The sequence below is a fragment of the Streptomyces sp. R21 genome, from assembly GCF_041051975.1.
GTDB lineage: Bacteria > Actinomycetota > Actinomycetes > Streptomycetales > Streptomycetaceae > Streptomyces.
In genome coordinates, this window is sequence record NZ_CP163435.1 from 3,539,906 (window position 1) to 3,564,270 (window position 24,365).

Here is a 24,365-nt window from a genome sequence, read left to right on the forward strand (position 1 = left end):
GCGCCGTGGTACGGTTGAGTCACAACGGCGCGGGGTGGAGCAGCTCGGTAGCTCGCTGGGCTCATAACCCAGAGGTCGCAGGTTCAAATCCTGTCCCCGCTACTGAAGGCCAAGGCCCGGATCCTGAAAAGGATCCGGGCCTTAGTCATGTGTGGATCGACGGTGGGGATCACGTGTGCGGGGGTGCGAGGGCGTGTGCGGAGTGGGGGGAGTCGGTGCGGTGTGAAGACTGCTCCGTGCGGGGGGAGTTGGGGAAATCGTGTTTGACTTGTCTCTCTGTGGGCATGTCGACAAAACGCTGAAGTGACCTCACTGACTGCGGTATACCAGGTGTACCCAGGTTGCAGGTGGTGCGACGATGGACGTTATGGGGGACAAGGCAACTCTGTTGGATACAGGGCGTTTTGTGCAGCCTTCCGACCGGGACGAAACCGGCGAGGCTGTGGAGGAAGCACGTCAGCGACTCGCTGCGGAAGCCGGCGACGTCGAGGCGATGAGTGTCCTCGGAGCGATGCTGCTGCGCCGCGGTGATCTCGATGGAGCCGAGCCTCAGCTGCGTGCCGCCACCGCGGCCGGGGACCGCGCGGCCGCCAACAACCTGGGTGTCCTCCTGCACCAGCGCGGCTACGGCGACGAGGCCGCCGGGTGGTGGCGGATCGCCGCCGTAGCCGGGTCCGCGGCCGCCGCACACGCACTCGGCCGGTACCACCGCGAGCACGGCGACGAGCCCGCCGCCGAGTACTGGCTGCGCCAGTCCGCCGAGCAGGGGCACGCCCTTGGCGCGTATGCCCTCGCGGACCTGCTGGAGCACCGCGGTGACGTCGGCGCCGAGCAGTGGCTGCGCGCCGCCGCCGAGCACGGGCACCGCGAGGCCGCCTACCGGCTGGCGCGGGCCCTTGATCGCAAGGCCGTACACGAGGGCGAGGACGGCTCTGACAACGGTGTCGCGGCCGCGGAGAAGGCCGCCGAGGAGGCCGAGCAGTGGTACCGGCAGGCCGCCGCGCGCGGACACCGGCGGGCCGCGCTGCACCTCGGGGCGATCCTGGAGAAGCGGGGCGACCTCAAGGAGGCAGGGCGCTGGTACCTGACGTCCGCCAAGGACGGCGAGGCGCGCGCCGCCTGCGCCCTCGGGTTCCTGCTGCGCGACGCGGGCGACACCGAGAGCGCCGCCGTGTGGTGGCTGCGGGCCGCCCAGGACGGTGACGGGAACGCCGCCAACGCGCTCGGCGCGCTGCACGCCGAACGCGGTGAGACCCAGACCGCCGAGCGGTGGTACCGGGCCGCCATGGACGCGGGCGACGTCAACGGCGCCCACAACCTCGGGCTGCTCTGCGCCGAGCAGGGACGCACCCCGCAGGCCGAGCAGTGGTACCGGCGGGCCGCGTACGCGGGGCACCGGGAGGCGGCGAACGCGCTCGCCATCCTGCTGCTCCAGGTCGGCGACTCCGCCGGCGCCGAGCCGTGGTTCTCCAAGGCCGCGGAGGCCGGCAGCGTCGACGCCGCGTTCAACCTCGGCATCCTGCACGCCGGGCGGGGCACCGAGGGCGACGACGCGGCCGCGCTGCGGTGGTACGAGCGGGCGGCGGCCGCCGGACACACCGAGGCGGCGCTCCAGGTCGCCATCGCGCGACTGCGGGACGGCGACGAGCGGGCCGCCGAGCGGCATCTGCGGTGCGCCGCGGGCGGCGGCAGCGCGGAGGCCGCGTACCGGCTCGCCGCCGTGCTCGACGCGCGCCGGCCGCCCGCGCCCGCCCACGAACTGGGCGAGCCCGCGCACGAGAAGAGCGAGTGCGAGGAGTGGTACGAGCGGGCCGCGTCCCAGGGGCATCGGCGAGCCCAGGTGCGCGTCGGCATGCTCGCCGCCGCCCGGGGCGACGTGGTCGAGGCCGCCCGCTGGTATCGCGAGGCCGCGGAGGCCGGGTCGCGGAACGGGGCGTTCAATCTCGGGCTGCTGCTGGCTCGGGAGGGGAGCGAGCCCGAGGCCGCGCTGTGGTGGGAGCGGGCCGCCGACGCGGGGCATGGCCGGGCGGCGCTGCGGCTCGCCCTGGTCTACGCGCGTCGTGGCGAGCTGGCGGTGGGGCAGCGGTGGGCCGACCGGGCGGTCGCGCTGGGGCCCGCCGAGGTGTCCGAGCGGGCGGCTCGGTTGCGGGATGCGTTGCGGCAGGAGCTGACGGCGTGATCTGGCGGGGCGCCGTTCGCAGGGGGTGCGGTGGGTGGGTCGGGGCCGTGCCGGTACGTTCTGCCCGTCGCCGCGTGGGCGTACTGCCCGGGGTTGATACACGGCGGGACTTGGCGGGCGGTCTGCTACGCGACGGGCAGGAACGTACCGGCACGGCCCCTTCCGTGCGTCCGCGACTGCGGGTGCGTGGGGGCTGACGGGGGCCATGACCGCCGGTGGGCGGCTGCGAGTGCGTGTGGAGCCGAGGGGCGGGTAAGGGATTTGCGCTGGTCGTGGGGTGTGACGTACTGTCGGGTCTACCGACGCGGGGTGGAGCAGCTCGGTAGCTCGCTGGGCTCATAACCCAGAGGTCGCAGGTTCAAATCCTGTCCCCGCTACTGAAGGCCGAAGGCCCGGAACCAATGGTTCCGGGCCTTCGGTGTTTGCGTACGCAGCGCGAAGCCCCGGCATCCTGGAGGATGCCGGGGCTTCGGGCGCTTGTGGGTCAGGCCGACGCGCAGTTCGGGCAGACGCCTCGGTACGTCACCTCGACGTCCGAGACCTTGAAGCCGAAGCGCTCCGAGTCGGGGAGGTCGGCGAGCGGGTTGCCGCCCGGGTGGACGTCCCGGATCGTGCCGCAACTGGCGCAGACCAGGTGGTGGTGCGGCCGGTGCGCGTTCGGGTCGTACCGCTTGGCGCGTTTGTCCGTGGCGACTTCCAGCACCTCGCCGAGCGAGACCAGCTCGCCCAGGGTGTTGTAGACGGTCGCCCTGGAGATCTCCGGCAGCTTGACGACAGCGCGTGCGTGCACCTCGTCTGCCGTCAGGTGGACGTGGTCGCCGTCGAGGACCTCGGCCACGACACGCCGTTGCGCCGTCATTCGCCAGCCACGTCCGCGCAGTCGATCCAACAGGTCACTCATGCGGGCCAGCCTAACAGCAAGAGGACCAGATTCCGAACAGGTGTGACTTTGGACCTTGACTTGAGTTGGACGATGTCTAGATATGAAGGGGCGGAATCTCTCCGGGTTCCGCCCCTTCGCGTACTCAGGCCGGTGCGTGCTGGCGGGCGGGTGCCCAGCAGCGGATGATGTCGCGGACCGAGACGATGCCGACCGGTCCGGTTCCGTCGAGCACGATCAGGTGCCGGAAGCCGCCGTGCGACATGGCGGCCGCGGCCTCCTCCAACGTCCAGGCGGGGGCGGCGAAGACGACGTCGGTCGTGGTGTGGGCGCCTGCGGTCTCCGTGTCCGGGTTCTGGCCCAGGGCCAGGGAGTTGAGGATGTCGCGCTCGGTGAGGATGCCGAGCCCGATGGAGTCCTCGTCGAGGACGACCGCCGCGCCGACGCGGCGTGCGGACATCAGGCGGGCCGCCTGGCGGAGGGTGTGTGCCGGGCCGATGGTCAGGACCACCGTGCTCATGGCGTCGCGGACGAGCATGGGCTGGAGCCACCTCCTACGAATCCGCGGGGCTTGCGCGCGGATTCACAAGTTCACAAGTGGGGGACTCTCAGAGTCGCAGTTAAAGGGAGGGTCAACAAGAGGGCGCGTGCGGCGAGTTCGGGGCGCCTGGGGTGAGTTGCGGGGCGGCCGGGGAGCGTGCGCGGGGAGGGGGAGAGGGGGGCCGGGTGGCGCGTCAGTACCGCTGGTTCAAGTAGCCGAGGAGCTCGTCGTGCAGGATGCCGTTCGACGCGGCCGCGTTACCGCTGTGCGGGCCGGGGCGGCCGTCCAGGCCGGTGAAGGAGCCGCCCGCCTCCGTCACGACGATCGCGTTCGCCGCCATGTCCCAGAGCGACAGCTCGGGTTCGGCGCAGATGTCCACCGAGCCCTCGGCGACCATCATGTACGGCCAGAAGTCGCCGTAGCCGCGGGTGCGCCAGACGGCCTTCGTGAGGTCGAGGAAGCCGTCCAGGCGGCCCTGGTCCTCCCAGCCGCTGAGCGAGGAGTACGCGAACGAGGCGTCGGACATCCGGGAGACCTGGGAGACCCGGAGCCGGGACGCGGAGGAGAGGCTGCGGCCGGTGAACGCGCCGTGGCCCTTCGCCGCCCACCAGCGGCGGCCGAGCGCGGGGGCGGAGACCACCCCGACGACCGGCTGGTAGCCGCCCTCGGCCGCCTCCATCAGGGAGATCAGGGTGGCCCAGACGGGCACTCCGCGTACGTAGTTCTTGGTGCCGTCGATCGGGTCGATGACCCAGCGGCGGGGGCCCGTGCCCTCGATGCCGTACTCCTCGCCGAGGATCGCGTCGCGTGGGCGGGCGCGCTGGAGATGACCGCGGATGATTTCCTCCGCCGCCTTGTCCGCCTCGCTCACCGGCGTCATGTCCGGCTTGGTCTCGACCTTGAGGTCGAGCGCCTTGAACCGGTCCATCGTCGCGGAGTCGGCGGCGTCCGCGAGGACGTGGGCCAGGCGCAGGTCATCGAGATAGTCGGGCATGCCTGCACCGTATCCGGCTGTTCCGGGGCGGGGCCACAGGGTCCGGGGCGTGAGATCACCGCAGGCGATGCCGGATCCGGACCGTGGGGAGGTGGCGTGCGGGCCGGGGCGTACGCCCCTCAGTACTGCCGCGAACCCTTGACAGTGCTCCTGCGCGCGTCAAATCTGAGCTGCAGAGCCGCTCGCCCCAGGGAGGCGATGATGCCTGCAGCGCGGGAATCCCTCTTGGACGCCGCCTATACGGCGCTCGCACGTCGGCCGTGGTCCGCGGTGCGGATGGTCGATGTCGCCGCCGTGGCCGGAGTGTCCCGCCAGACGTTGTACAACGAGTTCGGCAGCAAGGAGGGGCTGGCGCGGGCCCTGGTCCGCCGGGAGGCGGACGGATATCTCGCCGGGGTGGACCGGGCGCTGGCCGTGCACGGGGACGCGCGGGAGCGGCTGGCCGCGACCGCCGAGTGGATCACGTCGGCCGCACGGGGCAACGCGCTGGTGCGGGCCATGCTGACCGGGTGCTGGAGCGAGCGGTTGCCCTCGCCGACGCTGTCGGCCGTGCCGTCGTCCTCCGCGGTGCCCGCGCAGCGGCGGGCCGACGGTCCGCTGCCGTCACCCGCCGACTTCGTGGCGCTCGTACGGGACCGGACCGTGTCCACGCTGCGGGGACCCGCCACCACGAAGTCCGACGCGGCGGAACTGGCCCGGTCGTGCGAGCTCGTCGTACGGCTCGCGGTGTCGTGTGTCGCGGCGCCGCCGGGTGAGGGCGGGGTCGTCGATCTGGTGAAGGCGGTACTGGCCCCGCCGCACCGGGCGCTGGGGCTTACTTCCTGAGCCGGTGACCGTGCGACCTCAGTGGGCCGAACCTGAGATCTGCAGGCCGATCACGCCGACGATCACGAGGCTGATCGACACGAGCTTGAGGGTAGAGACCAGGTCGCCGAGGAAGATCATGCCGTAGATCGCGGTGCCCGCCGCGCCGATGCCGGTCCACACCGCGTAGGCCGGACCGACGTCCAGCTTCTTCAGGGAGAGGGTCAGAAGGCCGAAGCTGCCGAGCGCGAAGATGCAGAAGGCGACCGTCGGCCAGAGCCTGCTGAAGCCGTGCGAGAGCTTGAGGCAGACGGCGAAGCCGGTTTCGAGCAGTCCGGCCACAACCACCAGCAGCCACGCCATGGTCTGTCCTCCCGCATCCGCATGATGACTGCTTCGTCTGGCTGATATCCGGCTTGGTGCGAGTATGCCTTTACCTGCACAGCACGGCGGCAAACAACGCGGAGGTCAGTCGCCCTCACGCCGTTCGCGCGTCGACAGCAGCCTGCGCAGCGAGTACAGACGGGCCGGGTCTGCGTGGCCGTCGGCCACCCACTGGTCCAGCGCGCACTCCGGCTCGTCGTGGCTGCACGCGCGCGGACAGCCCTCGGTGCCCGGTTCGAGGTCGGGGAAGGCCTTGATGACCTGGGACGGATCGACGTGGTGCAGGCCGAACGACCGTACGCCCGGGGTGTCGATGACCCAGCCGCCCTCGCTCGCCAGCGGCAGCGCGAGCGCCGACGTCGTGGTGTGCCGGCCGCGGCCCGTCACGGCGTTCACATGGCCGGTCGAACGCCGCCGGTCCGCCGGCACCAGCGCGTTGACCAGGGTCGTCTTGCCGACACCGGAGTGGCCGACGAACGCCGTGATCTTTCCGTCGAGTTGCTCGCGCACCCGGTCGGCCGCGTCTCCGTTCTCCAGCTCCTCACGGCTCGTCACGACGTACGGGATGTCCAGGGCGCCGTAGAGCTCCAGGATCTTGTCGGGCGAGGCGAGGTCCGACTTGGTCATCACCAGGATCGGTTTCAGGCCACCGGCGAACGCCGCGACCAGGCAGCGGTCGATCAGCCGCGGGCGGGGCTCGGGGTCGGCGAGGGCGGTGACGATCGCGAGCTGGTCGGCGTTGGCGACGACCACCCGCTCGAAGGGGTCGTCGTCGTCGGCCGTGCGGCGCAGCACGGAGGTGCGCGACTCGATGCGCACGATGCGGGCGAGGGTGTCCTTGTCGCCGGACAGGTCGCCGACGATGGCGACGTGGTCGCCGACCACTGCTGCCTTGCGGCCCAGTTCGCGGGCCTTCATCGCCATCACGACGTGGTCTCCGACCAGACAGGTGAGGCGGCCCCGGTCGACGGTGAGGACCATGCCGTCGACCGCCTCCTCGTGCTTGGGGCGGATGTTCGTACGGGGACGGTTGCCCTTGCGGTTGGGGCGCTGGCGGATGTCGTCCTCGTCGGTGTGCTTGCCGTAGCGGCGCATGATCGTCGTCCGCCCGTCAGTTCCCGAGCATTCCGGCCCACAGTTCGGGGAAGTCCGGCAGTGTCTTCGCGGTCGTCGCCACGTTCTCGATCTGTACGCCTTCCACCGCCAGGCCGATGATCGCGCCGGCGGTGGCCATGCGGTGGTCGTCGTAGGTGTGGAAGATGCCGCCGTGCAGGCGCCGCGGGCGGATGTGGAGGCCGTCCGCGGTCTCGGTGACGTCGCCGCCGAGTTCGTTGATCTCCTTGGTGAGCGCGGCCAGCCGGTCCGTCTCGTGCAGGCGCAGGTGCGCCACCCCGCGCAGCGTGGAGGGGGAGTCCGCGAGAGCCGCGACCGCCGCGATGCCGGGGGTCAGCTCGCCGACCTCGCCCAGGTCCACGTCGATACCGTGGATGGCACCCGATCCGGTGAACTCCAGCCCGTACTCGGTCAGTTCGCAGGAACCGCCCATCTCGGTGAAGATCTCCCGCAGCTTGTCGCCGGGCTGGGTGGTGTGCGCGGGCCAGTCCGGGACGACGACCTTGCCGCCGGTCACCAGGGCGGCCGCCAGGAACGGCTGCGCGTTGGACAGGTCCGGCTCGACGGTCAGGTCGCGGCCGAGCAGCGCGCCCGGGGTGACCCGCCAGACGTTCGGCTCGCCGCCCGACTCCGGGGTGTCCACCTGCGCGCCGACCGTACGCAGCATGTCGACGGTCATCCGGATGTGCGGCATGGAGGGCAGCGTCGAGCCGATGTGGCGGACCTCCACCCCCTGGTTGAAGCGCGGGCCGGAGAGCAGGAGCGCCGACACGAACTGGCTGGAGGACGAGGCGTCGATCTCCACCGGGCCGCCGTCCAGGGCGCCGCCGCCGTGCACGGTCAGCGGCAGTGCGCCGCGGCCGTCGTCGTCGATGCGGGCGCCGAGGACACGCAGCGCGTCGATGACACCGGTCAGGGGGCGCTCGTACGACCTCGGGTCGCCGTCGAAGCGGATGGGGCCGTCGGCCAGTGCGGCGACCGGGGGCAGGAAGCGCATCACGGTGCCCGCGTTGCCGACGTCGACCGTGGCCGGGCCGTGCAGACCCGAGGGGATGACGCGCCAGGCCTCGCCGGAGGCCTCGGGGCCGCCCGCCACCGTGGAGCTCGACGACACCGTCTCCTCGATGCCCACGCCCATCGCGCGCAGCGCGCCCGCCATCAGCAGGGTGTCGCGCGAGCGCAGCGGGCGGCGCAGCCAGCCGGGCTCCGAGGCGAGCGCGGCCAGGACGAGGGCGCGGTTGGTGACCGACTTGGACCCCGGTACGTGGACCGTCGCGTCGACGGCTCCGCTTGCATGCGGGGCGGGCCAGAGGGCGGTGTGTGCGGGGTTAGCGGTCATGCGCTCCACTTTAGTGGCTGGCGATGACCGGAGATCTTGATCAAAAGAGGCGAAATCCGACCGAAACAGTGTGACGGCGCGCACGGTGTACGGGTGTGGGTATGTGCCGTGGATATATGCAGCGGGCTGCACTCATGGTGAGGTGCTGGAGGCGCATGGGACGCGTGAGTGCGCGTTCACACCTCCAGCAGCCACCGGCCCCCGCCTATCAGCGCGCTCAGTGAGACCACGTGGAACAGGAAGAGCCACAGCCCGGCCGGCACGTGCGTCAGCCGCGACAACTGGTCCGCGTCCGAGTCGCCCGCGTTGCCGCGCCCGCGCTTGGCCTGCAGCTCGAACGCCGGACGGACCCCGCCGAGCAGCAGGAACCAGACCACCGCGTACGCGAACGCCGCCTGCACCTGCGGTCCCGCCAGCCACGACACCAGCAGGAACATGCCGCCGGTGAGGACCACGGTGAGCGCGCCGTAGGCGTTGCGGATCATCACCAGCATCGCGACGAGCAGCACCGTGGCCAGCCACAGCAGCGCCGTGATGTGACCCGCGGCGAGCAGCGCGGCGCCGCCGAGGCCGAGCAGCGGGGGAGCGGTGTAGCCGGCGGCCGCGGTGAGGACCATGCCCAGGCCGGTGGGCTTGCCCCGGCTGACCGTCAGGCCGCTGGTGTCCGAGTGCAGCCGGATGCCGGTGAGCGTGCGGCCGGTGAGCAGCGCGATCAGTCCGTGGCCGCCCTCGTGCGCGATGGTGATGGCGTTGCGGGAGAGCCGCCACAGGCCCTGCGGGACGATCACTGCCAGCGCGGCGACCATCGTGGCGATCACCACCCACAGATCGGGGTCGGGCTGGCTGCCGAAGACCTCGTCCCAGAGGGCGGCGAGCGAGGCGGATGCGGTGCTGTCCATGGGGGGAATGGCTCCCTCGGGGGCAGTAGACAGGGGCTTGCGCGTAGCGCAATCGTTGAGGGGTGGTGGTCGGGCGGCGGGTGGGCCTGGCAGTGTTGCACGTATGTGCGGACGGTATGCATCGAGTCGTAGGCCCGAGGATCTCGCAGGAATCTTTGAGATCGAGAAGTGGGAGCCGGAGGAGGCGCTCGAGCCGGATTACAACGTGGCGCCGACCAAGGAGGTCTACGCCGTTCTCGACCGTCCTGTGAAGGACGCCGAGGACCCCCGGCCGGTTCGCCAGCTGCGCAAGCTCAAGTGGGGGCTCGTCCCGTCCTGGGCCAAGACGCCCGAGGGCGGCGCCCGGATGATCAATGCGCGTGCGGAGACCGTGCACGAGAAGCCGTCGTACCGGCGGGCCTTCGCCGCCCGGCGGTGCATCGTGCCCGCCGACGGCTATTACGAGTGGGTGACCGGGGCCGGGGAGCGCGATCTCGAGGTCGAGGGGAAGAAGAAGCGGCCGCGGAAGCAGCCGTACTTCGTGACGCCGGCGGACGGGTCGGTCTTCGCCATGGCCGGGCTGTACGAGTTCTGGCGGGACAGGACGCTGCCCGACGAGCACCCGCTGGCCTGGTGGGCGACCTGCTCCGTGATCACCACCGAGGCGGAGACCTCGCCGCTCGCGGTGGCCCCGGCCGAGGGCCCGCACGCGCTGGCCGACATCCACCCCCGTATGCCCCTCATGCTCACCGCGGACCGCTGGGACGCCTGGCTCGACCCAACCCGCACCGACGCCGACGGACTTCGCGAGCTGCTCGCGCCCCCGCCTGCCGGGCTGATGCGTGCGTACCCCGTCTCCACGGCCGTCAGCAACGTCCGCAACAACGGGCCGGAGCTGCTGAAGGAGCTGGAGGGCCCCGAAGAGGGCACACTCTTTTGACGTGACCGAGATCAGCGAGACGATCGAGACGGACGCCGGTACCGCCCGCGTCACCTGGCACCGGGCCAAGAAGGCGAAGCTCGTCCTCGCCGTGAGCCATGGCGCGGGCGGCGGCATCGAGGCGCGGGACCTCCAGGCGCTGGCCGGGGAACTCCCCGCGCACGGAGTGACCGTCGCGCTCGTCGAGCAGCCCTGGCGGGTGGCCGGGAAGAAGGTGGCGCCCGCGCCGAAGACGCTGGACGTCGGCTGGCGGGCGGTGTGGCCGGTGCTTGCCGCGGCCGGGCTGCCCGTGGTGGCGGGTGGGCGCAGTGCCGGGGCCCGGGTCGCCTGCCGGACGGCGGTCGAGCTCGGCGCGCATGCCGTGCTCGCGCTCAGCTTCCCGCTGCACCCGCCGGGCAGGCCCGAGAAGTCGCGGGCCGAGGAGTTGCTCGGGAGCGGTGTGCCCACGCTGGTCGTGCAGGGTGGCAACGATCCCTTCGGGAAGCCGGAGGAGTTCCCTGCGGGGTCGTACGAACTGGTCGAGGTGCCGTACGGCGATCACGGCTTCGCCGTGCCGAAGCGGGCGCCGCTCGGGCAGGACGAGGCGCTCGAGACGCTCACCCGTGCCGTGGTGAAGTGGACCGCGTCACTCGGGTGACGCCCGGGAATGTCCACAGCGCAGCCACTGTTGTGCGGAACAGACAGCGCGAGGAGTGCTGGCCGTCCGTACGAGAGGAAGTCCGCCGCATGGGTTCGACCACCTGCCCGCCCGCCTCCCGCCACCACCCCGTGGACGGGCTGCGCCCGGCAGAGTCCGATTCGACCCGCCGCAGCAGCTCTGACCTGGAGTGGACAGTGCTGCACGCGGCCAAGACTGCCCCTATTCGGGCGGCGGGCGGACCGGATGTTCGTCTATCCTCCGAATCGAGTGGGACCGGTTTCGGTCCTGCTACGTCACTGGAGGAGGTGGGTCCGGTCACTGGGACCGACGCAGGGACCGAACACGGCCAGGCGGAGCAGCCCGAGGGCCAGGGCACGAGCGACGCGACCAAGGAAACGTCCGCCGAGCGCACGCTGCGCTTCGAGCGGGACGCGCTCGAATTCCTCGACCAGATGTACTCGGCCGCCCTGCGCATGACGCGCAACCCGGCCGACGCCGAGGACCTGGTGCAGGAGACGTACGCGAAGGCGTACGCGTCCTTCCACCAGTTCCGTGAGGGCACCAACCTCAAGGCATGGCTGTACCGCATCCTCACGAACACCTTCATCAACTCGTACCGCAAGAAGCAGCGTGAGCCCCAGCGCAGTGCGGCCGAGGAGATCGAGGACTGGCAGCTGGCGCGCGCCGAGTCGCACATGTCGACCGGACTGCGCTCCGCCGAGTCGCAGGCGCTCGATCACCTGCCCGACTCGGACGTGAAGCAGGCGCTTCAGGCGATCCCCGAGGAATTCCGCATCGCGGTGTATCTCGCTGACGTAGAGGGCTTTGCGTACAAGGAGATCGCGGACATCATGGGGACACCCATCGGGACGGTCATGTCGCGGCTGCACCGCGGCCGCCGTCAACTGCGCGGCATGCTCGAGGACTACGCGCGTGACCGCGGACTGGTCCCGGCCGGCGCCGGAGAGTCGAACGAAGCGAAAGGCTCGGGCTCATGAGCTGCGGAGAGCCGCACGAGACGGACTGCAGTGAAGTACTCGATCATCTCTATGAGTTCCTGGACCATGAGATGCCGGACTCGGACTGCACCAAGTTCGAGGTGCACTTCGAGGAGTGCTCCCCGTGCCTGGAGAAGTACGGCCTTGAGCAGGCCGTGAAGAAGCTGGTCAAGCGGTGCTGCGGGCAGGACGACGTGCCGACCGACCTGCGGGCGAAGGTCATGGGCCGGATCGACATGATCCGCTCAGGGGAGACCGTGCCCGAGCACGACATCACCGCGACGGCGCAGGAGTCCTGAACCGCCGGGAGAGTCCGCAGCGGCGGTCGCAGGAGTCCTGAACCTTTCCCTCCGGCGTTCCCTTCTGGTCGGATAATCGCCGAGTTCGTCACCCGAACGTGCTAATCCGCGGGCTTCAGGCCCGCGGATTCGGCCATTGCCGCCCCCTTGTCCTTTCCGCCGCCCTAGGCTCCGGAGCCTGACATGGGGAGGGGGCGCGGATGGGGTCGGTTCCGGCCTGGGCCCGTGTGTACGTGGCCTGCGTCGTTCTCGCCGCCATGGCCTGTCTCGTTCCGTTGCCGACGATCCGCACGCCGTGGTGGGTCGTCGTGCTGCTCGCCGCGCTCTACGCCGGCTGTGAGCAGATCCCCCGCTACCGCCCCGACGGTCGCCCCGCCCCCCTGGCCATGGGCACCTTCTTCCCCGTGCTGCTCGCCGGGGCCTTTCTGCTGCCGCCCCCGGCCGCCGCCCTCGTGCCGCTGCCGGGGGCGCTGCTCGCCCCGGTCGAGCAGCGGCCGCGCGGGCTGCGCCGGGTCTGGCGTGCGGCGCAGCTCGCCGTAGCGCTGTGGGCGGCGTCCCGGGTGCACTGGGCGCTGGGCGGCCGGGACGCGGTGGTCGAGCCGCGGTTCCCGTACGCCCTCGTGCCCGCCGGGGCCGCCGTGCTGGTGTTCTGCCTGGTGCTGACCGTGCTCGACGGCGGCATCCTGGTGCTGGCCGACCGGGTGCCCGTAGGCAGCGCGTGGCGCGGCCTGTTTCTTCGCTCCCTCGCCCCCGTGGCCGTGCACGGGCTCGCCGGGCTGATGATGGCGGTGCTGCTGCGCAGTCCGTTCGGGCCCGTCGCCGCGCTGCTCGTGCTGCTGCCGATGTACGTGTCGTGCTGGGTGTTCGCGCACTACCACCGGGAGCGCGCCGCTCACCAGGCCACCATCCGGGCGCTCGTGCAGGCCGTCGACATCAAGGACGAGTACACCCGCGGGCACAGCGAGCGGGTCGGGCAGGCGTCCATGATGATCGCCCGTGAACTCGGTATGGACGACGAGCGCGTCGAGGTGCTGCGGTTCGCGGGGATCCTGCACGACGTCGGCAAACTCGGCGTGCCCACCCGGCTGTTGCGCAAGGACGGGCCGCTGACGCCTCAGGAGCGGCGGATCATCGAGCTGCATCCCGAGTACGGGCACGAGATGGTGCGCGGGATCGGGTTCCTGGGCGAGGCGCGGTCGGCGATCCTGCACCATCATGAGCGGCTCGACGGGAGCGGATACCCGTACGGGCTGATGGGGCGTCAGATCCCTGAGTTCGCACGGGTGGTGGCCGTGGCCGATGCCTTTGACGCCATGACGTCGACGCGGTCCTATCGACGGGCACGGGCCGTCACGGCGGCGCTGGAGGAGCTTGAGCGGTGTGCCGGTTCGCAGTTCGACCCGCAGATGGTGGAGGCGCTGGTGCGGGCGCTCGGCCGGCACGGATGGCACCCCGCCGTCACCGCCGACGATCCATGCGGAAACGTGCCGCCGAATCCGGGCGATGCCCGGACGCCCGCCCAGGCCGTCGCCGGGCGGCGGTCCCCCGAGGACAGCGGTGCCGCAAGCCGGAGGGCCCCGTGAACCCCGCTCGCCGGCCCCTCACCCTCACCCTCGTGCACGGCTGCGCCACCCTCCTCGCCCTCGTCTCGCTCGCCGCGACCCTCTGGAACGGGGTGGACGAACGCGGCACCGCCCTCGCCTTCGGACTGCTCATCGCCCTCGGGGAACTCGCCCGGTCGACCGGCGCCGAACGGGAGTCCGCGCCCCTCGGCACCGCCGGGGCCCTCGCGTACGCGCTGCTCGGGGAGGACGCCGGCAACGCCACGCACCACGGGGTTCTCCAGGTCGTCGCCGTGGTCGTCGCGGCCACGCTCGCCGGCTGCGTGCCGCATGTCGCGCGCGGGCAGGGGCCGTCGCTCGACCAGCTGGCCCGGCGGCTGCTGACCGTCGGCTTCACCGCCGTCTGCTTCCAACCCCTCTACAACCAGGGGAGGCTGCACGGCTGGGACGGGGCGGCGTACGCCGTGCTGCTCGTCGCCCTGCTGGCGCTCACCGCGCTCTGCGAGGCCGTACTGGCCGCCGTCATGGCACACTCCCGCACCCGGTGGCCCTTCGGCCCGCTGCTCCGCGACGAGCTGCGGGCCATGCTCGGCATCGGGTCCGCCGTGTGCGCGACCGGGGCCGTGATGGCGCTCGCCGTCGCCGTGGTCGGGCTCTGGGCGCTGCCCGTCTTCTCGCTGCCCCTGCTGCTCACCCAGCTCTCCTTCCGGCGGTACGCGGAGGTGCGGACCACCTATCGGCAGACGATCGCCTCGCTGGCGCGCGCCACCGAGATCGCCGGGTACACCCCCGCCGGGCACGCGCGGCGGGTGGCAACGCTCTGCCGGGCGGTCGGCCGCGAGCTGGGCCTGTCAGAGCCGGACCTGACCGTGCTGGAGTACGCGGCCCTGATGCACGACATCGGGCAGCTCTCGCTCCTGGACCCCGTGCCCGCCGGGGCCACCGCGGTGCTGCCCGCCGAGGAGCAGCGGCGCATCGCCCTGCTCGGCGGCGCCGTCGTACGCCAGACCGGAGTGGACACCGAGGTCGCGGTGGTCGTGGAACGGCAGGCCGACCCCTACCGGGAGCAGCCGGTCAGTGCCAGGATCGTCCGGGCGGTGAACGCATACGAGGAGCTGGCCAGGGAAGCAGGGCCCGGAGGCCCCCTCACCGCCCTGGAGAAGCTTCGGCTGGGCACCGCCCACGACTATCAGCCCGAGGTCGTGGAGTCGCTGGCCAGGGTGCTGTTGCGGGGTGGCCTGACTCTGCCCCAGGCTGGGTAACCCATGGGTAATGAGCGCCCCTCCGACCGTCCATGGTTGGATGCGAGAGAGAGGGTGTCCGGGGGCACAGGCCAGCCCACAGAACGGAACTGGCAGGCGGGAATCGTGAGGATCTTCGGCAAGGGACGGCACCGGCCCTCCGCCTCATGGCGGCAGGCCACCGACCGGGCGTTCACGCTCATCGGCGACGGCCGGTACGAGGACGCGGGAGCGCTGCTGACGCGTGCCGCGGACCTGGAGCCCTGGCTGTCCGAGTCCTGGTTCAATCTCGCCCTGCTGCACAAGTTCCGGCACGACTGGGAGCAGGCGCGGGCCGCCGGTCTCAGAGCCGTCGCGCTCCTCGACCGTGAGACGGGCGCCCCCGACTGGTGGAACGTGGGCATCGCGGCCACCGCCCTGCAGGACTGGCCGCTGGCACGGCGTGCCTGGCAGGCGTACGGGCTGCGGGTGCCGGGCGGCGCCGCCGTCTCCGGCGAGCCCGTCGGCATGGACCTCGGCAGCGCGGCCGTACGGCTGTCGCCCGAGGGTGAGGCCGAGGTCGTCTGGGGCCGCCGCCTGGACCCCGCGCGGATCGAGGTGCTCTCCATTCCGCTGCCGTCCTCGGGGCGGCGCTGGGGCGAGGTCGTCCTGCACGACGGGGTCCCGCACGGCGAGCGGACGACGGCCGCCGGGAACGCGTACCCCGTCTTCGACGAGATCGAGCTGTGGGCGCCCTCGCCGGTGCCGACCTGGGTGGTCCTCCTGGAGGCGGCCACCGAGGACGACCGGGACGCGCTGGAGCAGCTCGCGGCCGACGCCGGCTTCGCCGCCGAGGACTGGTCGTCGTCCGTACGGCTGCTGTGCCGGATGTGCTCCGAGTCCCGGATGCCGTCCGACGAGGGCGACGGCGAGCACCTCGACCCGCACGACCACAGCGAACCGGGCCACCCGGGGCCGCTCGGCCATCGCACCGACGGGCAGCTGTGGGTGCCGGAGCGGGAGTGCGGGGTGGCCGCGCCTGCCGGGCTGGTGCGGGGGTTGCTGGACGGGTGGGTCGCCGACAGCCCTGATTCCCGGGACTGGCGGGACCTCGAAGAGGTCTGTTAGCGCAGAGGTCTGCTGAGCGCCCCTTTAGGCTGTACTCGCAGAATCTCTACAGGTCGCAGGAAGGCGTACGTCGGTCATGGCGCAGCAGGACACTGAGCAGCAGCACCCAGGGGTGCTCCCCGTGGACGACGAGGGCTTCGTCATCGACACCGAGGACTGCGAGGAGCGCGAGGCGGCCTACCGCGAGCGCGGCACCTCGCGGCCCATCACGGTCGTGGGGAACCCGGTGCTGCACAAGGAGTGCAAGGACGTCACCGAGTTCGGCGACGAGCTGGCGGCGCTGGTCGACGACATGTTCGCGAGCCAGCACACCGCGGAGGGCGTGGGCCTGGCCGCCAACCAGATCGGCGTCGACCTCAAGGTCTTCGTGTACGACTGCCCGGACGACGAGGGCAAGCGGCACACCGGCGTGGTCTGCAACCCCGTGCTGCGCGAACTGCCCGCCGACCAGCGTCACTTGGACGAGAGCAACGAGGGCTGCCTCTCCGTGCCGACGGCGTACGCGCCGCTGGCCCGCCCCGACTACGCCGAGGTCACCGGGCAGGACGAGAAGGGCAACCCGATCAAGGTGCGGGGCACCGGCTACTTCGCGCGCTGCCTCCAGCACGAGACGGACCACCTCTACGGGTACCTGTACATCGACCGGCTCTCCAAGCGCGAACGCAAGGACGCGCTGCGGCAGATGGCCGAGAACGAGCCCCGCTACCCGATCGTGGCGAACGACTGAGACGTCGACTGAGACGTCGCCACGAACGACTGGGACGCATATATGCAGTTGAGGCCCGCGATCATTCGTGGGCCCGGACGGACGGCGGCTGGCCGGGAACCCCCTGACCAGGCGCCGTTCGTGTGTGCGTCGCACGTTCGATCCCATGTGCTCCTCTTTTGATCCATATTCAGTCACACAAGGGGAGATTCTCGGCACCTTGGGGTAGTGAGTGAAGCAAATCCGTTCCCAGAACGGTCAGTTGTGGTGCTGAATGGGAAGTGCGGGGATACGCAACGGCGCACGCCCGGCACGGCGGGAGGGGCGCAGCGCCAACTGGCGGCTGAGAGGGGTTTGTTCGTGCATGCTTTCTCACACGGCACTTCATCGACACCGACTGCGGTCGCGGTTCCACCGGCGCTCTCTCTCCCGGTGATCGAAGCTGCGTTTCCCCGGCAACTGCATCCCTATTGGCCCAGGCTCCAGGAGAAGACCAGGACCTGGCTCCTCGAAAAACGGCTCATGCCGGCCGACAAGGTCGAGGAATATGCCGATGGACTTTGCTACACGGACCTCATGGCGGGCTACTACATAGGTGCCCCCGACGAGGTCATGCAGGCGATAGCGGACTACAGCGCGTGGTTCTTCGTCTGGGACGACCGCCACGACCGCGACGTCATCCACGGCCGGCCGGCCGCCTGGCGGAGGCTCAGGTTCCAGCTGCACTCGGCCCTCGACTCCCCCCGGGATCACCTGCACCACCGGGATCCGCTGGTCGCGGGGTTCGCCGACAGCATGGTGCGGTTGTACTCGTTCCTCAGCAAGAAGTGGAACGTCCGGTTCGCGGGTCACTTCCATGCGGTGATCGAGGCGTACGACCAGGAATTCCAGAACCGTACGTCCGGCACCGTCCCCTCAGTAGCGGATTACCTCGAACTCCGGCGGCTCACCTTCGCGCACTGGATCTGGACCGATCTTCTGGAGCCGAGCGCGGGACGCGAAATGCCCAGCGCGGTGCGGAATCACCCGGCATATCGCCGGTCGGCACTGCTGAGCCAGGAATTCGCCGCCTGGTACAACGATCTGTGCTCGCTTCCCAAGGAAATCGCGGGAGATGAAGTCCACAATCTCGGAATCAGTCTCATCCAACACGAAGGGCTGACGCTCGAAGAAGCGATCGCAGAAGTAAGGCGACGCGTCGAGGAATGCATTCTCGAATTCCTGGCCGCCGAAAAGGAAGCGGTGCGGTTCGCCGACAGTCTCGCGGACGGCACCGTGGCGGGCAAGGAATTGAGCGTCGCCGTGAAAGCGTGCCTCGGCAATATGCGGAACTGGTTCAGTTCCGTCTACTGGTTCCACCACGAGTCCGGCCGGTACATGGTCGACAGCTGGGACGACCGGTCCACGCCCCCGTACGTCAACAACGAAGCGGCAGGTGAGAAATGACCGTCGAGTCTGTGAAGCCCGGGTCTGTGAAGTCCGAGTCTGTGAAGCCGGAAGCCCGTCCGGCTCCGGAGCACCGCGAACCGCCCCTCGCGGGCGGCGGTGTCCCGGTCCTCGGCCACGGCTGGAAGCTGGTCCGCGACCCGCTGGCCTTCATGGCCCGGCTGCGCGACCACGGCGACGTCGTACGGCTCAGGCTCGGCCCGAAGACGGTGTACGCCGTCACCGCGCCGGCCCTCACCGGGGCGCTCGCGCTGAGCCCCGACTTCAAGATCGACGGGCCGCTCTGGGAGTCCCTTGAAGGCCTGCTCGGCAAGGAGGGAGTGGCGACCGCCAACGGGCCGACGCACCGCCGCCAACGGCGCACCATCCAGCCCGCGTTCCGGCTCGACGCCATCCCCGCGTACGGGTCGATCATGGAGGAGGAGGCGCGCGCGCTCGCCGACCGCTGGGAGGGCGGGGCGGTCGTCGACTGCACGGCGGAGTCGTTCCGCGTCGCCGTGCGCATCGCGGCCCGCTGCCTGCTGCGCGGCGACTTCATGGACGAGCGCGCCGAGCGTCTGTGCATCGCCCTCGCCACCGTGTTCCGCGGTATGTACCGGCGCATGGTCGTCCCGGCCGGACCGCTCTATCGGCTGCCGCTCCCGGCCAACCGCAAATTCAACCGGGCACTGGCCGATTTGCATCTCCTGGTCGACGAGATCATCGCCGAGCGGCGCGCATCTGGTCAAAAGCCGGACGATTTGCTGACCGCCTTGCTGGAAGCGAAGGACGGGAATGGCGATCCCATAGGGGAGCAGGAGATCCACGACCAGGTCGTCGCGATACTCACCCCCGGCAGTGAAACTGTCGCGTCCACGATCATGTGGCTCCTCCAGGTCCTCGCCGAACACCCGGAACACGCGGAGCGGGTGCGCGCGGAGGTCGAATCCGTCGCTGGTGACCGACCTGTCGCATTCGGTGACGTCAGGCAGCTGTCCCACACGAACAATGTCGTCGTCGAGGCGATGCGGCTGCGCCCCGCCGTATGGATATTGACGCGACGGTCGGTGACCGAAACCGAACTCGGCGGCTATCGCATTCCGGCCGGGGCCGACATCGTGTACAGCCCGTACGCGATACAGCGCGATCCGCGGTCGTACGCGGGGAATTTGCAGTTCGACCCCGACCGGTGGCTGCCCGAGCGCGCCAAGGAGGTGCCGAAGTACGCGATGAGTCCGTTCAGCGTGGGCAACCGGAAGTGCCCGAGCGACCATTTCTCGATGGCCCAACTGACCCTCATCACAGCCACGTTGGCGTCGAGGTGGCGGTTCGAGCAGGTGTCCGGATCGAACGACGGGACGCGGGTCGGCATCACGCTGCGTCCGCACCGGCTGCTGCTGAAAGCCGTACCCCGCTGACCGCGGGGCGCACGTTCAGGCGGCCTGCGGGCCCCTGAACGTGCGCCGGTACGCCTGCGGGGTCGTGCCCAGCGCCCGGACGAACTGGTGGCGCAGCGCGGCCGCGTTGCCGAACCCCGTGCGTCCCGCGATCGCGTCCATCGTCTCGTCCGTCGCCTCCAGCAACTGCTGGGCCAGCAGCACCCGTTGGCGCAGGATCCAGCGGTACGGAGTGGTCCCGGTCTCCTGCTGGAAACGCCGGGCGAAGGTGCGCGGCGACATCAGGGCGCGGGCCGCGAGCTGCTCGACGGTCACCTCCTCGTTGAGGTGGCGCTCCATCCAGACGAGCACCTCGCCGACCGTGTCGCAGGGGGCGGCCGGCAGCGGGCGCTCGATGTACTGGGCCTGCCCGCCGTCGCGGTGCGGGGGCACCACCATGCGGCGCGCGATGGCGTTGGCGACCTCCGGACCCTGTTCCTTGCGGACGAGGTGGAGGCAGGCGTCGATCCCGGCGGCGGTGCCGGCCGAGGTGATGATCGGGTCCTCGTCGACGTACAGCACGTCGGGCTCGACGACCGCCCGCGGGTACTGCCGGGCGAGGTCGTCCGCGTGCATCCAGTGCACCGCGCAGTGCCGCCCGTCCAGGAGCCCGGCCGCGCCCAGCACGAAGACACCGGAGCAGACGCTGAGGAGCCGGGCTCCGCGGTCGACCGCGCGGCGCAGGGCGTCGAGCAGTTCGGGCGGGAAGTCGCGGACGGCGTAGGAGCGCCCGGCCGGTACGGCGATCAGGTCGGCGGTGTCCAGGCGCTCCAGGCCGTGCTCCACCTGCAGCGAGAACCCGGCGTACGACCGCAGGGTCGGCCCCTCGGCCGAGGCGACCGCGAAGTCGTACACCGGCAGGCCCTCGTCGCTGCGGTCGGTGCCGAACACCTCGCACAGGACGCCGAGTTCGAAGGGCTCGACGCCGTCGAGGAGGACTGCGGCCACGTTCTTCAGCATGCGTCCAGTGTGCCTCGAACGTGGCAGTAATTCGAGGGTTCCCGGCGGTCCTGCCACTGACGGTAAGGAGTGAACGGTACGAGACTGATGTCCATGGATACACGCATGGAAGCCCTCATCGGAATGCTGACCGTCCTCGGGATCCTCGTCCTCCTCGTCCTCCCGTCACTGATCGGCGTCGCGCGCGACCGGCGCGTGGACCGTCAGATCAGGGAGGCCGAGGAGCGGCGGGCCGGCGAGGATCAGAAGTCCTCGTCGAGGTCGACGCTGCCCTCCACCGCGACCTGGTACGCCGAAGGTCGTCGCTCGAAGAAGTTGGTCAGTTCCTGAACCCCCTGGAGCTCCATGAAGGAGAAGGGGTTCTCGGAGCCGTACACCGGGGCGAAGCCGAGACGCTGGAGACGCTGGTCGGCGACGCACTCCAGGTACTGCCGCATCGAGTCGGTGTTCATCCCCGGGAGGCCGTCACCGCACAGGTCGCGCGCGAACTGCAGCTCGGCCTCGACGGCCTCCCGCAGCATGTCGGTGACCTCCTGCTGGAGCCGGTCGTCGAAGAGCTCCGGCTCCTCCTTGCGGACGGTGTCGACGACCTCGAACGCGAAGGACATGTGCATCGTCTCGTCGCGGAACACCCAGTTGGTGCCCGTGGCGAGACCGTGCAGCAGACCCCGGCTGCGGAACCAGTAGACGTACGCGAAGGCGCCGTAGAAGAACAGGCCCTCGATGCACGCGGCGAAGCAGATCAGGTTCAGCAGGAAGCGGCGGCGGTCGGCCTGCGTCTGCAGGCTGTCCAGCTTCTCGACCTCGTTGATCCACTTGAAGCAGAACTCGGCCTTCTCACGGATGGACGGGATGTTCTCGACCGCGTCGAAGGCGGCCGCCCTGTCCTCCGGATTGGGCAGATAGGTGTCGAGCAGCGTCAGATAGAACTGGACGTGCACGGCCTCCTCGAAGAGCTGACGGCTCAGGTACAGCCGCGCCTCGGGGGAGTTGATGTGCTTGTACAGCGTCAGCACCAGGTTGTTCGCGACGATCGAGTCGCCCGTCGCGAAGAACGCGACCAGCCGGCCGATCATGTGCTGCTCGCCCTCGGACAGCTTCGCCAGGTCGGCGACGTCCGAGTGGAGGTCGACCTCCTCCACCGTCCAGGTGTTCTTGATCGCGTCCCGGTAGCGCTCGTAGAAGTCGGGGTAGCGCATGGGACGCAGGGTCAGCTCGAAGCCCGGGTCGAGGAGGTTCTTCTCGGTGTTCGGGGTCGTCATTACTGGCAGGCCTCGCAGCTTTCGGGGTTTTCGAGGGAGCAGGCGACGGCGTCCTCGTCGGGGGTCGCCTGCTGTACGGGGATCGGGGTCTGGGCCTGTGCCGCGCGGGCGATGCGGGTCGCCGGGCGCGAGCGCAGGTAGTACGTCGTCTTCAGGCCCGACTTCCAGGCGTACGCGTACATCGAGGAGAGCTTGCCGATGGTCGGCGTCTCCAGGAACAGGTTCAGCGACTGGGCCTGGTCCAGGAACGGCGTGCGGGCGGCGGCCATGTCGATGAGGCCGCGCTGCGGGATCTCCCACGCCGTGCGGTACAGGTCGCGGACGTCCTGCGGGACCCAGGTGAAGCCCTGCACCGAGCCGCCCGACTCGCGCAGCGCCTCGCGGGTCTGCGCGTCCCACACGCCGAGCTTCTTCAACTCGTCGACCAGGTAGGAGTTGACCTGGAGGAACTCGCCGGACAGCGTCTCGCGCTTGAACAGGTTGGAGACCTGCGGCTCGATGCACTCGTAGACGCCCGCGATGGACGCGATGGTGGCGGTCGGCGCGATCGCCAGGAGCAGCGAGTTGCGCATGCCGACGGAGGCGATACGGGAGCGCAGGGCCGCCCAGCGCTCCGGCCAGGTCAGCTCGACGTCGTAGTGGTCGGGGTGCAGGACGCCGCGGGCCGTACGGGTCTTCTCCCAGGCGGGGAGGGGCCCGTTGCGCTCGGCGAGGTCGGTGGAGGCCTCGTACGCGGCGAGCATGATGCGCTCGGCGATGCGCGTGGAGAGGGCCTTGGCCTCGGGCGAGTCGAAGGGGATGCGCAGCTTGAAGAAGACGTCCTGGAGGCCCATCGCGCCGAGGCCGACGGGACGCCACTTCGCGTTCGACCGGCCCGCCTGCTCGGTCGGGTAGAAGTTGATGTCGACGACGCGGTCGAGGAAGGTGACGGCCGTGCGGACGGTCTCGTCCAGGCGGTCCCAGTCGATGTCGCCGCCGACGACGAACGAACCGAGGTTCACCGAGCCGAGGTTGCAGACCGCCGTCTCCCCGTCGTCGGTGACCTCCAGGATCTCGGTGCACAGGTTCGAGGAGTGGACGGTGTGGCCCGGCTCCGCCGTCTGGTTGGCGGTGCGGTTGGCGGCGTCCTTGAAGGTCATCCAGCCGTTGCCGGTCTGCGCGAGGGTGCGCATCATGCGGCCGTACAGATCGCGGGCCGGAATGGTCTTCTTGGCGAGCCCGGCCTCCTCCGCCTTGCGGTAGGCGGCGTCGAACGCGTCGCCCCACAGGTCGACCAGCTCGGGCACGTCGGCCGGCGAGAACAGCGACCAGACGCCGTCCTCGTTGACCCGGCGCATGAACTCGTCCGGGATCCAGTGCGCGAGGTTCAGGTTGTGCGTACGCCGGGCGTCCTCACCGGTGTTGTCGCGCAGCTCCAGGAACTCCTCGATGTCCGAGTGCCAGGTCTCCAGGTAGACCGCGGCCGCGCCCTTGCGCCGGCCGCCCTGGTTCACCGCGGCGACCGAGGCGTCGAGGGTCTTCAGGAACGGGACGATGCCGTTGGAGTGCCCGTTGGTGCCGCGGATCAGCGAACCGCGGGAGCGGATACGGGAGTACGACAGGCCGATACCGCCCGCGTGCTTCGAGAGGCGCGCGACCTGGTGGTAGCGGTCGTAGATGGAGTCCAGCTCGTCCAGCGGGGAGTCGAGGAGGTAGCAGGACGACATCTGGGGGTGCCGCGTACCGGAGTTGAAGAGCGTGGGGGAGGAGGGCAGGTAGTCGAGGCGGCTCATCAGGCGGTAGAGCGCCGCCACTTCGTCCACCGCTCGGCTGGTGTCGTCCTCGGCGAGGCCCGAGGCCACGCGCAGCATGAAGTGCTGGGGCGTCTCGACGACCTTGCGGGTGATCGGGTGCCGGAGCAGGTAGCGGCTGTGCAGGGTGCGCAGGCCGAAGTAGCCGAAGCGGTCGTCGGCGCCGGTGTCGATCAGCGCGTCGAGACGGGCCGTGTGCAGCCGTACGAAGTCGGCGGTGCGGTCGGCGATCAGACCCTCGCGGTGCCCGACCGCGACCGAGCCGGAGAACGACGTGACACCCTGCGACGCGGCCTCGGCGGCGATGCTGATCGTCAGCAGGCGCGCGGCGAGCCGGGAGTAGGCGGGGTCCTCGGAGATGAGACCCGCGGCCGCCTCGGTGGCCAGCTCGCGCAGCTCCGTCTCGTCCGCCCGGGCGGACCGGCCGCGCAGCGCGGCGGCGGCGACCCGGCCGGGGTCGGCGTCGGGGAGGTCGGCGGTGAGGTCGGTCAGGGTCCGCAGCAACGCGGTTCCCGGAGCGTCGGCCTCGGCCCCTGTCACGGTGGCCGCGGTCGCCTCGGTCGCTGAAGCCGGATCGACTGGCGCGATGGTCACGTGGGACTCTCCCTCGCTCGGCACGGGGCCAGGGGCGAGGGCAGCAGGGCGCACGGGCTCGGACAGGCCCGCGCGCGTCCAGCTGACCCACTCCGCGAGGCCCGGACGTCATGGCACCCGGGCCGGTCGGCCGGGCGCGCTGTCGGCAGGTCCTCGGACTGACCAGGTGCGCAAATGCGCACGAGTACACCGTTGCGGGACAGTTCCGGATTCGCACCGGATTCCCCTGCGGCGACAGCGAGCATGAGCATACATCTTGTGCCGGGCTGCGGGAGCACCCCCACATGTTGTGT

Annotated in this window: 23 protein-coding genes, 2 tRNA genes and 1 riboswitch; of the genes, 15 read left to right on the top strand and 10 right to left on the bottom strand. The window is 70.6% G+C overall.

The features are described 5' to 3' along the window. Positions 1-28 precede the first annotated feature (28 nt). The 3 genes from AB5J56_RS15720 (at position 29) to AB5J56_RS15730 (ending at position 2,556) form a co-directional block, all read left to right on the top strand. A tRNA-Met gene (locus AB5J56_RS15720) sits at positions 29-102 on the top strand. Between the two features lie 256 nt (positions 103-358). Next, the gene (locus tag AB5J56_RS15725) at positions 359-2,179 is read left to right on the top strand and encodes a sel1 repeat family protein (protein WP_369233347.1); all 1,821 of its coding nucleotides are present in this window, start codon (positions 359-361) and stop codon (positions 2,177-2,179) included. 303 nt (positions 2,180-2,482) lie between these two features. After that, positions 2,483-2,556, top strand: a tRNA-Met gene (locus AB5J56_RS15730). Between the two features lie 107 nt (positions 2,557-2,663). Here the strand turns inward: AB5J56_RS15730 and AB5J56_RS15735 are convergent. From AB5J56_RS15735 to hisN, 3 genes are all read right to left on the bottom strand, one after another. Then, entirely contained in the window at positions 2,664-3,080 is a 417-nt protein-coding gene (locus AB5J56_RS15735; protein ID WP_369233348.1) for a Fur family transcriptional regulator, read from the bottom strand. Between the two features lie 124 nt (positions 3,081-3,204). After that, the gene (locus AB5J56_RS15740; protein WP_369233349.1) at positions 3,205-3,597 is read right to left on the bottom strand and encodes a cyclic nucleotide-binding/CBS domain-containing protein; all 393 of its coding nucleotides are present in this window, start codon (positions 3,595-3,597) and stop codon (positions 3,205-3,207) included. 196 nt (positions 3,598-3,793) lie between these two features. Then, positions 3,794-4,594, bottom strand: coding sequence for a histidinol-phosphatase (hisN, locus tag AB5J56_RS15745; protein ID WP_369233350.1), 801 nt, complete (start codon positions 4,592-4,594; stop codon positions 3,794-3,796). Between the two features lie 198 nt (positions 4,595-4,792). Here hisN and AB5J56_RS15750 point away from each other — a divergent pair, with 198 nt between their 5' ends. Then, positions 4,793-5,419 carry a TetR/AcrR family transcriptional regulator gene (locus AB5J56_RS15750; protein ID WP_369233351.1) on the top strand — a complete coding sequence of 209 codons (627 nt, stop codon included), beginning with the start codon at positions 4,793-4,795 and terminating at the stop codon, positions 5,417-5,419. An 18-nt stretch (positions 5,420-5,437) separates the two neighbouring features. Here AB5J56_RS15750 and AB5J56_RS15755 read toward each other — a convergent pair whose 3' ends face one another. From AB5J56_RS15755 to AB5J56_RS15770, 4 genes are all read right to left on the bottom strand, one after another. Further along, a complete protein-coding gene (locus tag AB5J56_RS15755) occupies positions 5,438-5,761 on the bottom strand; it encodes a multidrug efflux SMR transporter (protein ID WP_369233352.1) in 324 nt (107 codons plus the stop codon). A 105-nt stretch (positions 5,762-5,866) separates the two neighbouring features. Then, positions 5,867-6,877, bottom strand: a complete 1,011-nt coding sequence (rsgA, locus tag AB5J56_RS15760; protein WP_369233353.1) for a ribosome small subunit-dependent GTPase A — start codon at positions 6,875-6,877, stop codon at positions 5,867-5,869. Between the two features lie 16 nt (positions 6,878-6,893). After that, a complete protein-coding gene (gene aroA / locus AB5J56_RS15765; RefSeq protein ID WP_369233354.1) occupies positions 6,894-8,234 on the bottom strand; it encodes a 3-phosphoshikimate 1-carboxyvinyltransferase in 1,341 nt (446 codons plus the stop codon). A 176-nt stretch (positions 8,235-8,410) separates the two neighbouring features. Beyond that, on the bottom strand, positions 8,411-9,133 hold the full coding sequence (locus AB5J56_RS15770) for a M50 family metallopeptidase (RefSeq protein ID WP_369233355.1): 723 nt from the start codon (positions 9,131-9,133) through the stop codon (positions 8,411-8,413). Positions 9,134-9,236: 103 nt separating this feature from the next. On the opposite strand from AB5J56_RS15770, the gene AB5J56_RS15775 reads away from it, so the two are divergent. The 10 genes from AB5J56_RS15775 to AB5J56_RS15820 all read left to right on the top strand — a co-directional run bounded on the left by AB5J56_RS15775 (position 9,237) and on the right by AB5J56_RS15820 (position 19,448). Continuing rightward, positions 9,237-10,052, top strand: coding sequence for an SOS response-associated peptidase (locus AB5J56_RS15775; RefSeq protein ID WP_369233356.1), 816 nt, complete (start codon positions 9,237-9,239; stop codon positions 10,050-10,052). A gap of 1 nt (position 10,053) precedes the next feature. Beyond that, positions 10,054-10,689, top strand: coding sequence for an alpha/beta family hydrolase (locus tag AB5J56_RS15780; RefSeq protein WP_369233357.1), 636 nt, complete (start codon positions 10,054-10,056; stop codon positions 10,687-10,689). 308 nt (positions 10,690-10,997) lie between these two features. Beyond that, positions 10,998-11,690, top strand: coding sequence for an RNA polymerase sigma factor SigR (sigR, locus tag AB5J56_RS15785; protein ID WP_369233358.1), 693 nt, complete (start codon positions 10,998-11,000; stop codon positions 11,688-11,690). Continuing rightward, positions 11,687-11,989, top strand: a complete 303-nt coding sequence (gene rsrA / locus AB5J56_RS15790) for a mycothiol system anti-sigma-R factor (RefSeq protein ID WP_369233359.1) — start codon at positions 11,687-11,689, stop codon at positions 11,987-11,989. The genes sigR and rsrA overlap by 4 nt, the downstream gene beginning before the upstream one ends. A 200-nt stretch (positions 11,990-12,189) precedes the next feature. Further along, the gene (locus AB5J56_RS15795) at positions 12,190-13,572 is read left to right on the top strand and encodes an HD-GYP domain-containing protein (protein ID WP_369233360.1); all 1,383 of its coding nucleotides are present in this window, start codon (positions 12,190-12,192) and stop codon (positions 13,570-13,572) included. Continuing rightward, entirely contained in the window at positions 13,569-14,813 is a 1,245-nt protein-coding gene (locus AB5J56_RS15800; RefSeq protein WP_369233361.1) for an HD-GYP domain-containing protein, read from the top strand. The genes AB5J56_RS15795 and AB5J56_RS15800 overlap by 4 nt, the downstream gene beginning before the upstream one ends. A 105-nt stretch (positions 14,814-14,918) precedes the next feature. After that, entirely contained in the window at positions 14,919-15,899 is a 981-nt protein-coding gene (locus AB5J56_RS15805; protein WP_369233362.1) for a tetratricopeptide repeat protein, read from the top strand. 76 nt (positions 15,900-15,975) lie between these two features. Further along, positions 15,976-16,626, top strand: coding sequence for a peptide deformylase (def, locus tag AB5J56_RS15810; RefSeq protein ID WP_369233363.1), 651 nt, complete (start codon positions 15,976-15,978; stop codon positions 16,624-16,626). 339 nt (positions 16,627-16,965) lie between these two features. Then, positions 16,966-18,051 carry an epi-isozizaene synthase gene (cyc1, locus tag AB5J56_RS15815; protein WP_369242573.1) on the top strand — a complete coding sequence of 362 codons (1,086 nt, stop codon included), beginning with the start codon at positions 16,966-16,968 and terminating at the stop codon, positions 18,049-18,051. Next, on the top strand, positions 18,048-19,448 hold the full coding sequence (locus AB5J56_RS15820; RefSeq protein WP_369233364.1) for a cytochrome P450: 1,401 nt from the start codon (positions 18,048-18,050) through the stop codon (positions 19,446-19,448). The genes cyc1 and AB5J56_RS15820 overlap by 4 nt, the downstream gene beginning before the upstream one ends. A gap of 15 nt (positions 19,449-19,463) precedes the next feature. Here the strand turns inward: AB5J56_RS15820 and AB5J56_RS15825 are convergent, their stop codons facing one another. Beyond that, entirely contained in the window at positions 19,464-20,426 is a 963-nt protein-coding gene (locus tag AB5J56_RS15825; RefSeq protein ID WP_369233365.1) for a GlxA family transcriptional regulator, read from the bottom strand. Between the two features lie 93 nt (positions 20,427-20,519). On the opposite strand from AB5J56_RS15825, the gene AB5J56_RS15830 reads away from it, so the two are divergent. Continuing rightward, on the top strand, positions 20,520-20,756 hold the full coding sequence (locus tag AB5J56_RS15830; RefSeq protein WP_369233366.1) for a hypothetical protein: 237 nt from the start codon (positions 20,520-20,522) through the stop codon (positions 20,754-20,756). Here the strand turns inward: AB5J56_RS15830 and AB5J56_RS15835 are convergent. Beyond that, positions 20,669-21,688, bottom strand: coding sequence for a ribonucleotide-diphosphate reductase subunit beta (locus tag AB5J56_RS15835; RefSeq protein ID WP_369233367.1), 1,020 nt, complete (start codon positions 21,686-21,688; stop codon positions 20,669-20,671). The two genes, AB5J56_RS15830 and AB5J56_RS15835, sit on opposite strands and share 88 nt — an antisense overlap. Continuing rightward, positions 21,688-24,072, bottom strand: coding sequence for a ribonucleoside-diphosphate reductase subunit alpha (locus AB5J56_RS15840; protein WP_369233368.1), 2,385 nt, complete (start codon positions 24,070-24,072; stop codon positions 21,688-21,690). Before AB5J56_RS15840 ends, AB5J56_RS15835 begins: the two co-directional genes overlap by 1 nt. A gap of 148 nt (positions 24,073-24,220) precedes the next feature. Continuing rightward, positions 24,221-24,298, bottom strand: a riboswitch (cobalamin riboswitch). Positions 24,299-24,365: the final 67 nt, after the last annotated feature.

Bases quoted from the DNA above. Each gene is read 5' to 3' on its own strand.
- AB5J56_RS15835 (WP_369233367.1), bottom strand. From the start codon at position 21,688: ATGACGACCCCGAACACCGAGAAGAACCTCCTCGACCCGGGCTTCGAG.
- hisN (WP_369233350.1), bottom strand. From the start codon at position 4,594: ATGCCCGACTATCTCGATGACCTGCGCCTGGCCCACGTCCTCGCGGAC.
- AB5J56_RS15825 (WP_369233365.1), bottom strand. From the start codon at position 20,426: ATGCTGAAGAACGTGGCCGCAGTCCTCCTCGACGGCGTCGAGCCCTTC.
- AB5J56_RS15830 (WP_369233366.1), top strand. From the start codon at position 20,520: ATGGATACACGCATGGAAGCCCTCATCGGAATGCTGACCGTCCTCGGG.
- aroA (WP_369233354.1), bottom strand. From the start codon at position 8,234: ATGACCGCTAACCCCGCACACACCGCCCTCTGGCCCGCCCCGCATGCA.
- AB5J56_RS15725 (WP_369233347.1), top strand. From the start codon at position 359: ATGGACGTTATGGGGGACAAGGCAACTCTGTTGGATACAGGGCGTTTT.
- rsgA (WP_369233353.1), bottom strand. From the start codon at position 6,877: ATGCGCCGCTACGGCAAGCACACCGACGAGGACGACATCCGCCAGCGC.
- AB5J56_RS15775 (WP_369233356.1), top strand. From the start codon at position 9,237: ATGTGCGGACGGTATGCATCGAGTCGTAGGCCCGAGGATCTCGCAGGA.
- def (WP_369233363.1), top strand. From the start codon at position 15,976: ATGGCGCAGCAGGACACTGAGCAGCAGCACCCAGGGGTGCTCCCCGTG.
- AB5J56_RS15755 (WP_369233352.1), bottom strand. From the start codon at position 5,761: ATGGCGTGGCTGCTGGTGGTTGTGGCCGGACTGCTCGAAACCGGCTTC.
- AB5J56_RS15740 (WP_369233349.1), bottom strand. From the start codon at position 3,597: ATGCTCGTCCGCGACGCCATGAGCACGGTGGTCCTGACCATCGGCCCG.
- AB5J56_RS15750 (WP_369233351.1), top strand. From the start codon at position 4,793: ATGATGCCTGCAGCGCGGGAATCCCTCTTGGACGCCGCCTATACGGCG.
- AB5J56_RS15820 (WP_369233364.1), top strand. From the start codon at position 18,048: ATGACCGTCGAGTCTGTGAAGCCCGGGTCTGTGAAGTCCGAGTCTGTG.
- AB5J56_RS15770 (WP_369233355.1), bottom strand. From the start codon at position 9,133: ATGGACAGCACCGCATCCGCCTCGCTCGCCGCCCTCTGGGACGAGGTC.
- AB5J56_RS15735 (WP_369233348.1), bottom strand. From the start codon at position 3,080: ATGAGTGACCTGTTGGATCGACTGCGCGGACGTGGCTGGCGAATGACG.
- AB5J56_RS15795 (WP_369233360.1), top strand. From the start codon at position 12,190: ATGGGGTCGGTTCCGGCCTGGGCCCGTGTGTACGTGGCCTGCGTCGTT.
- rsrA (WP_369233359.1), top strand. From the start codon at position 11,687: ATGAGCTGCGGAGAGCCGCACGAGACGGACTGCAGTGAAGTACTCGAT.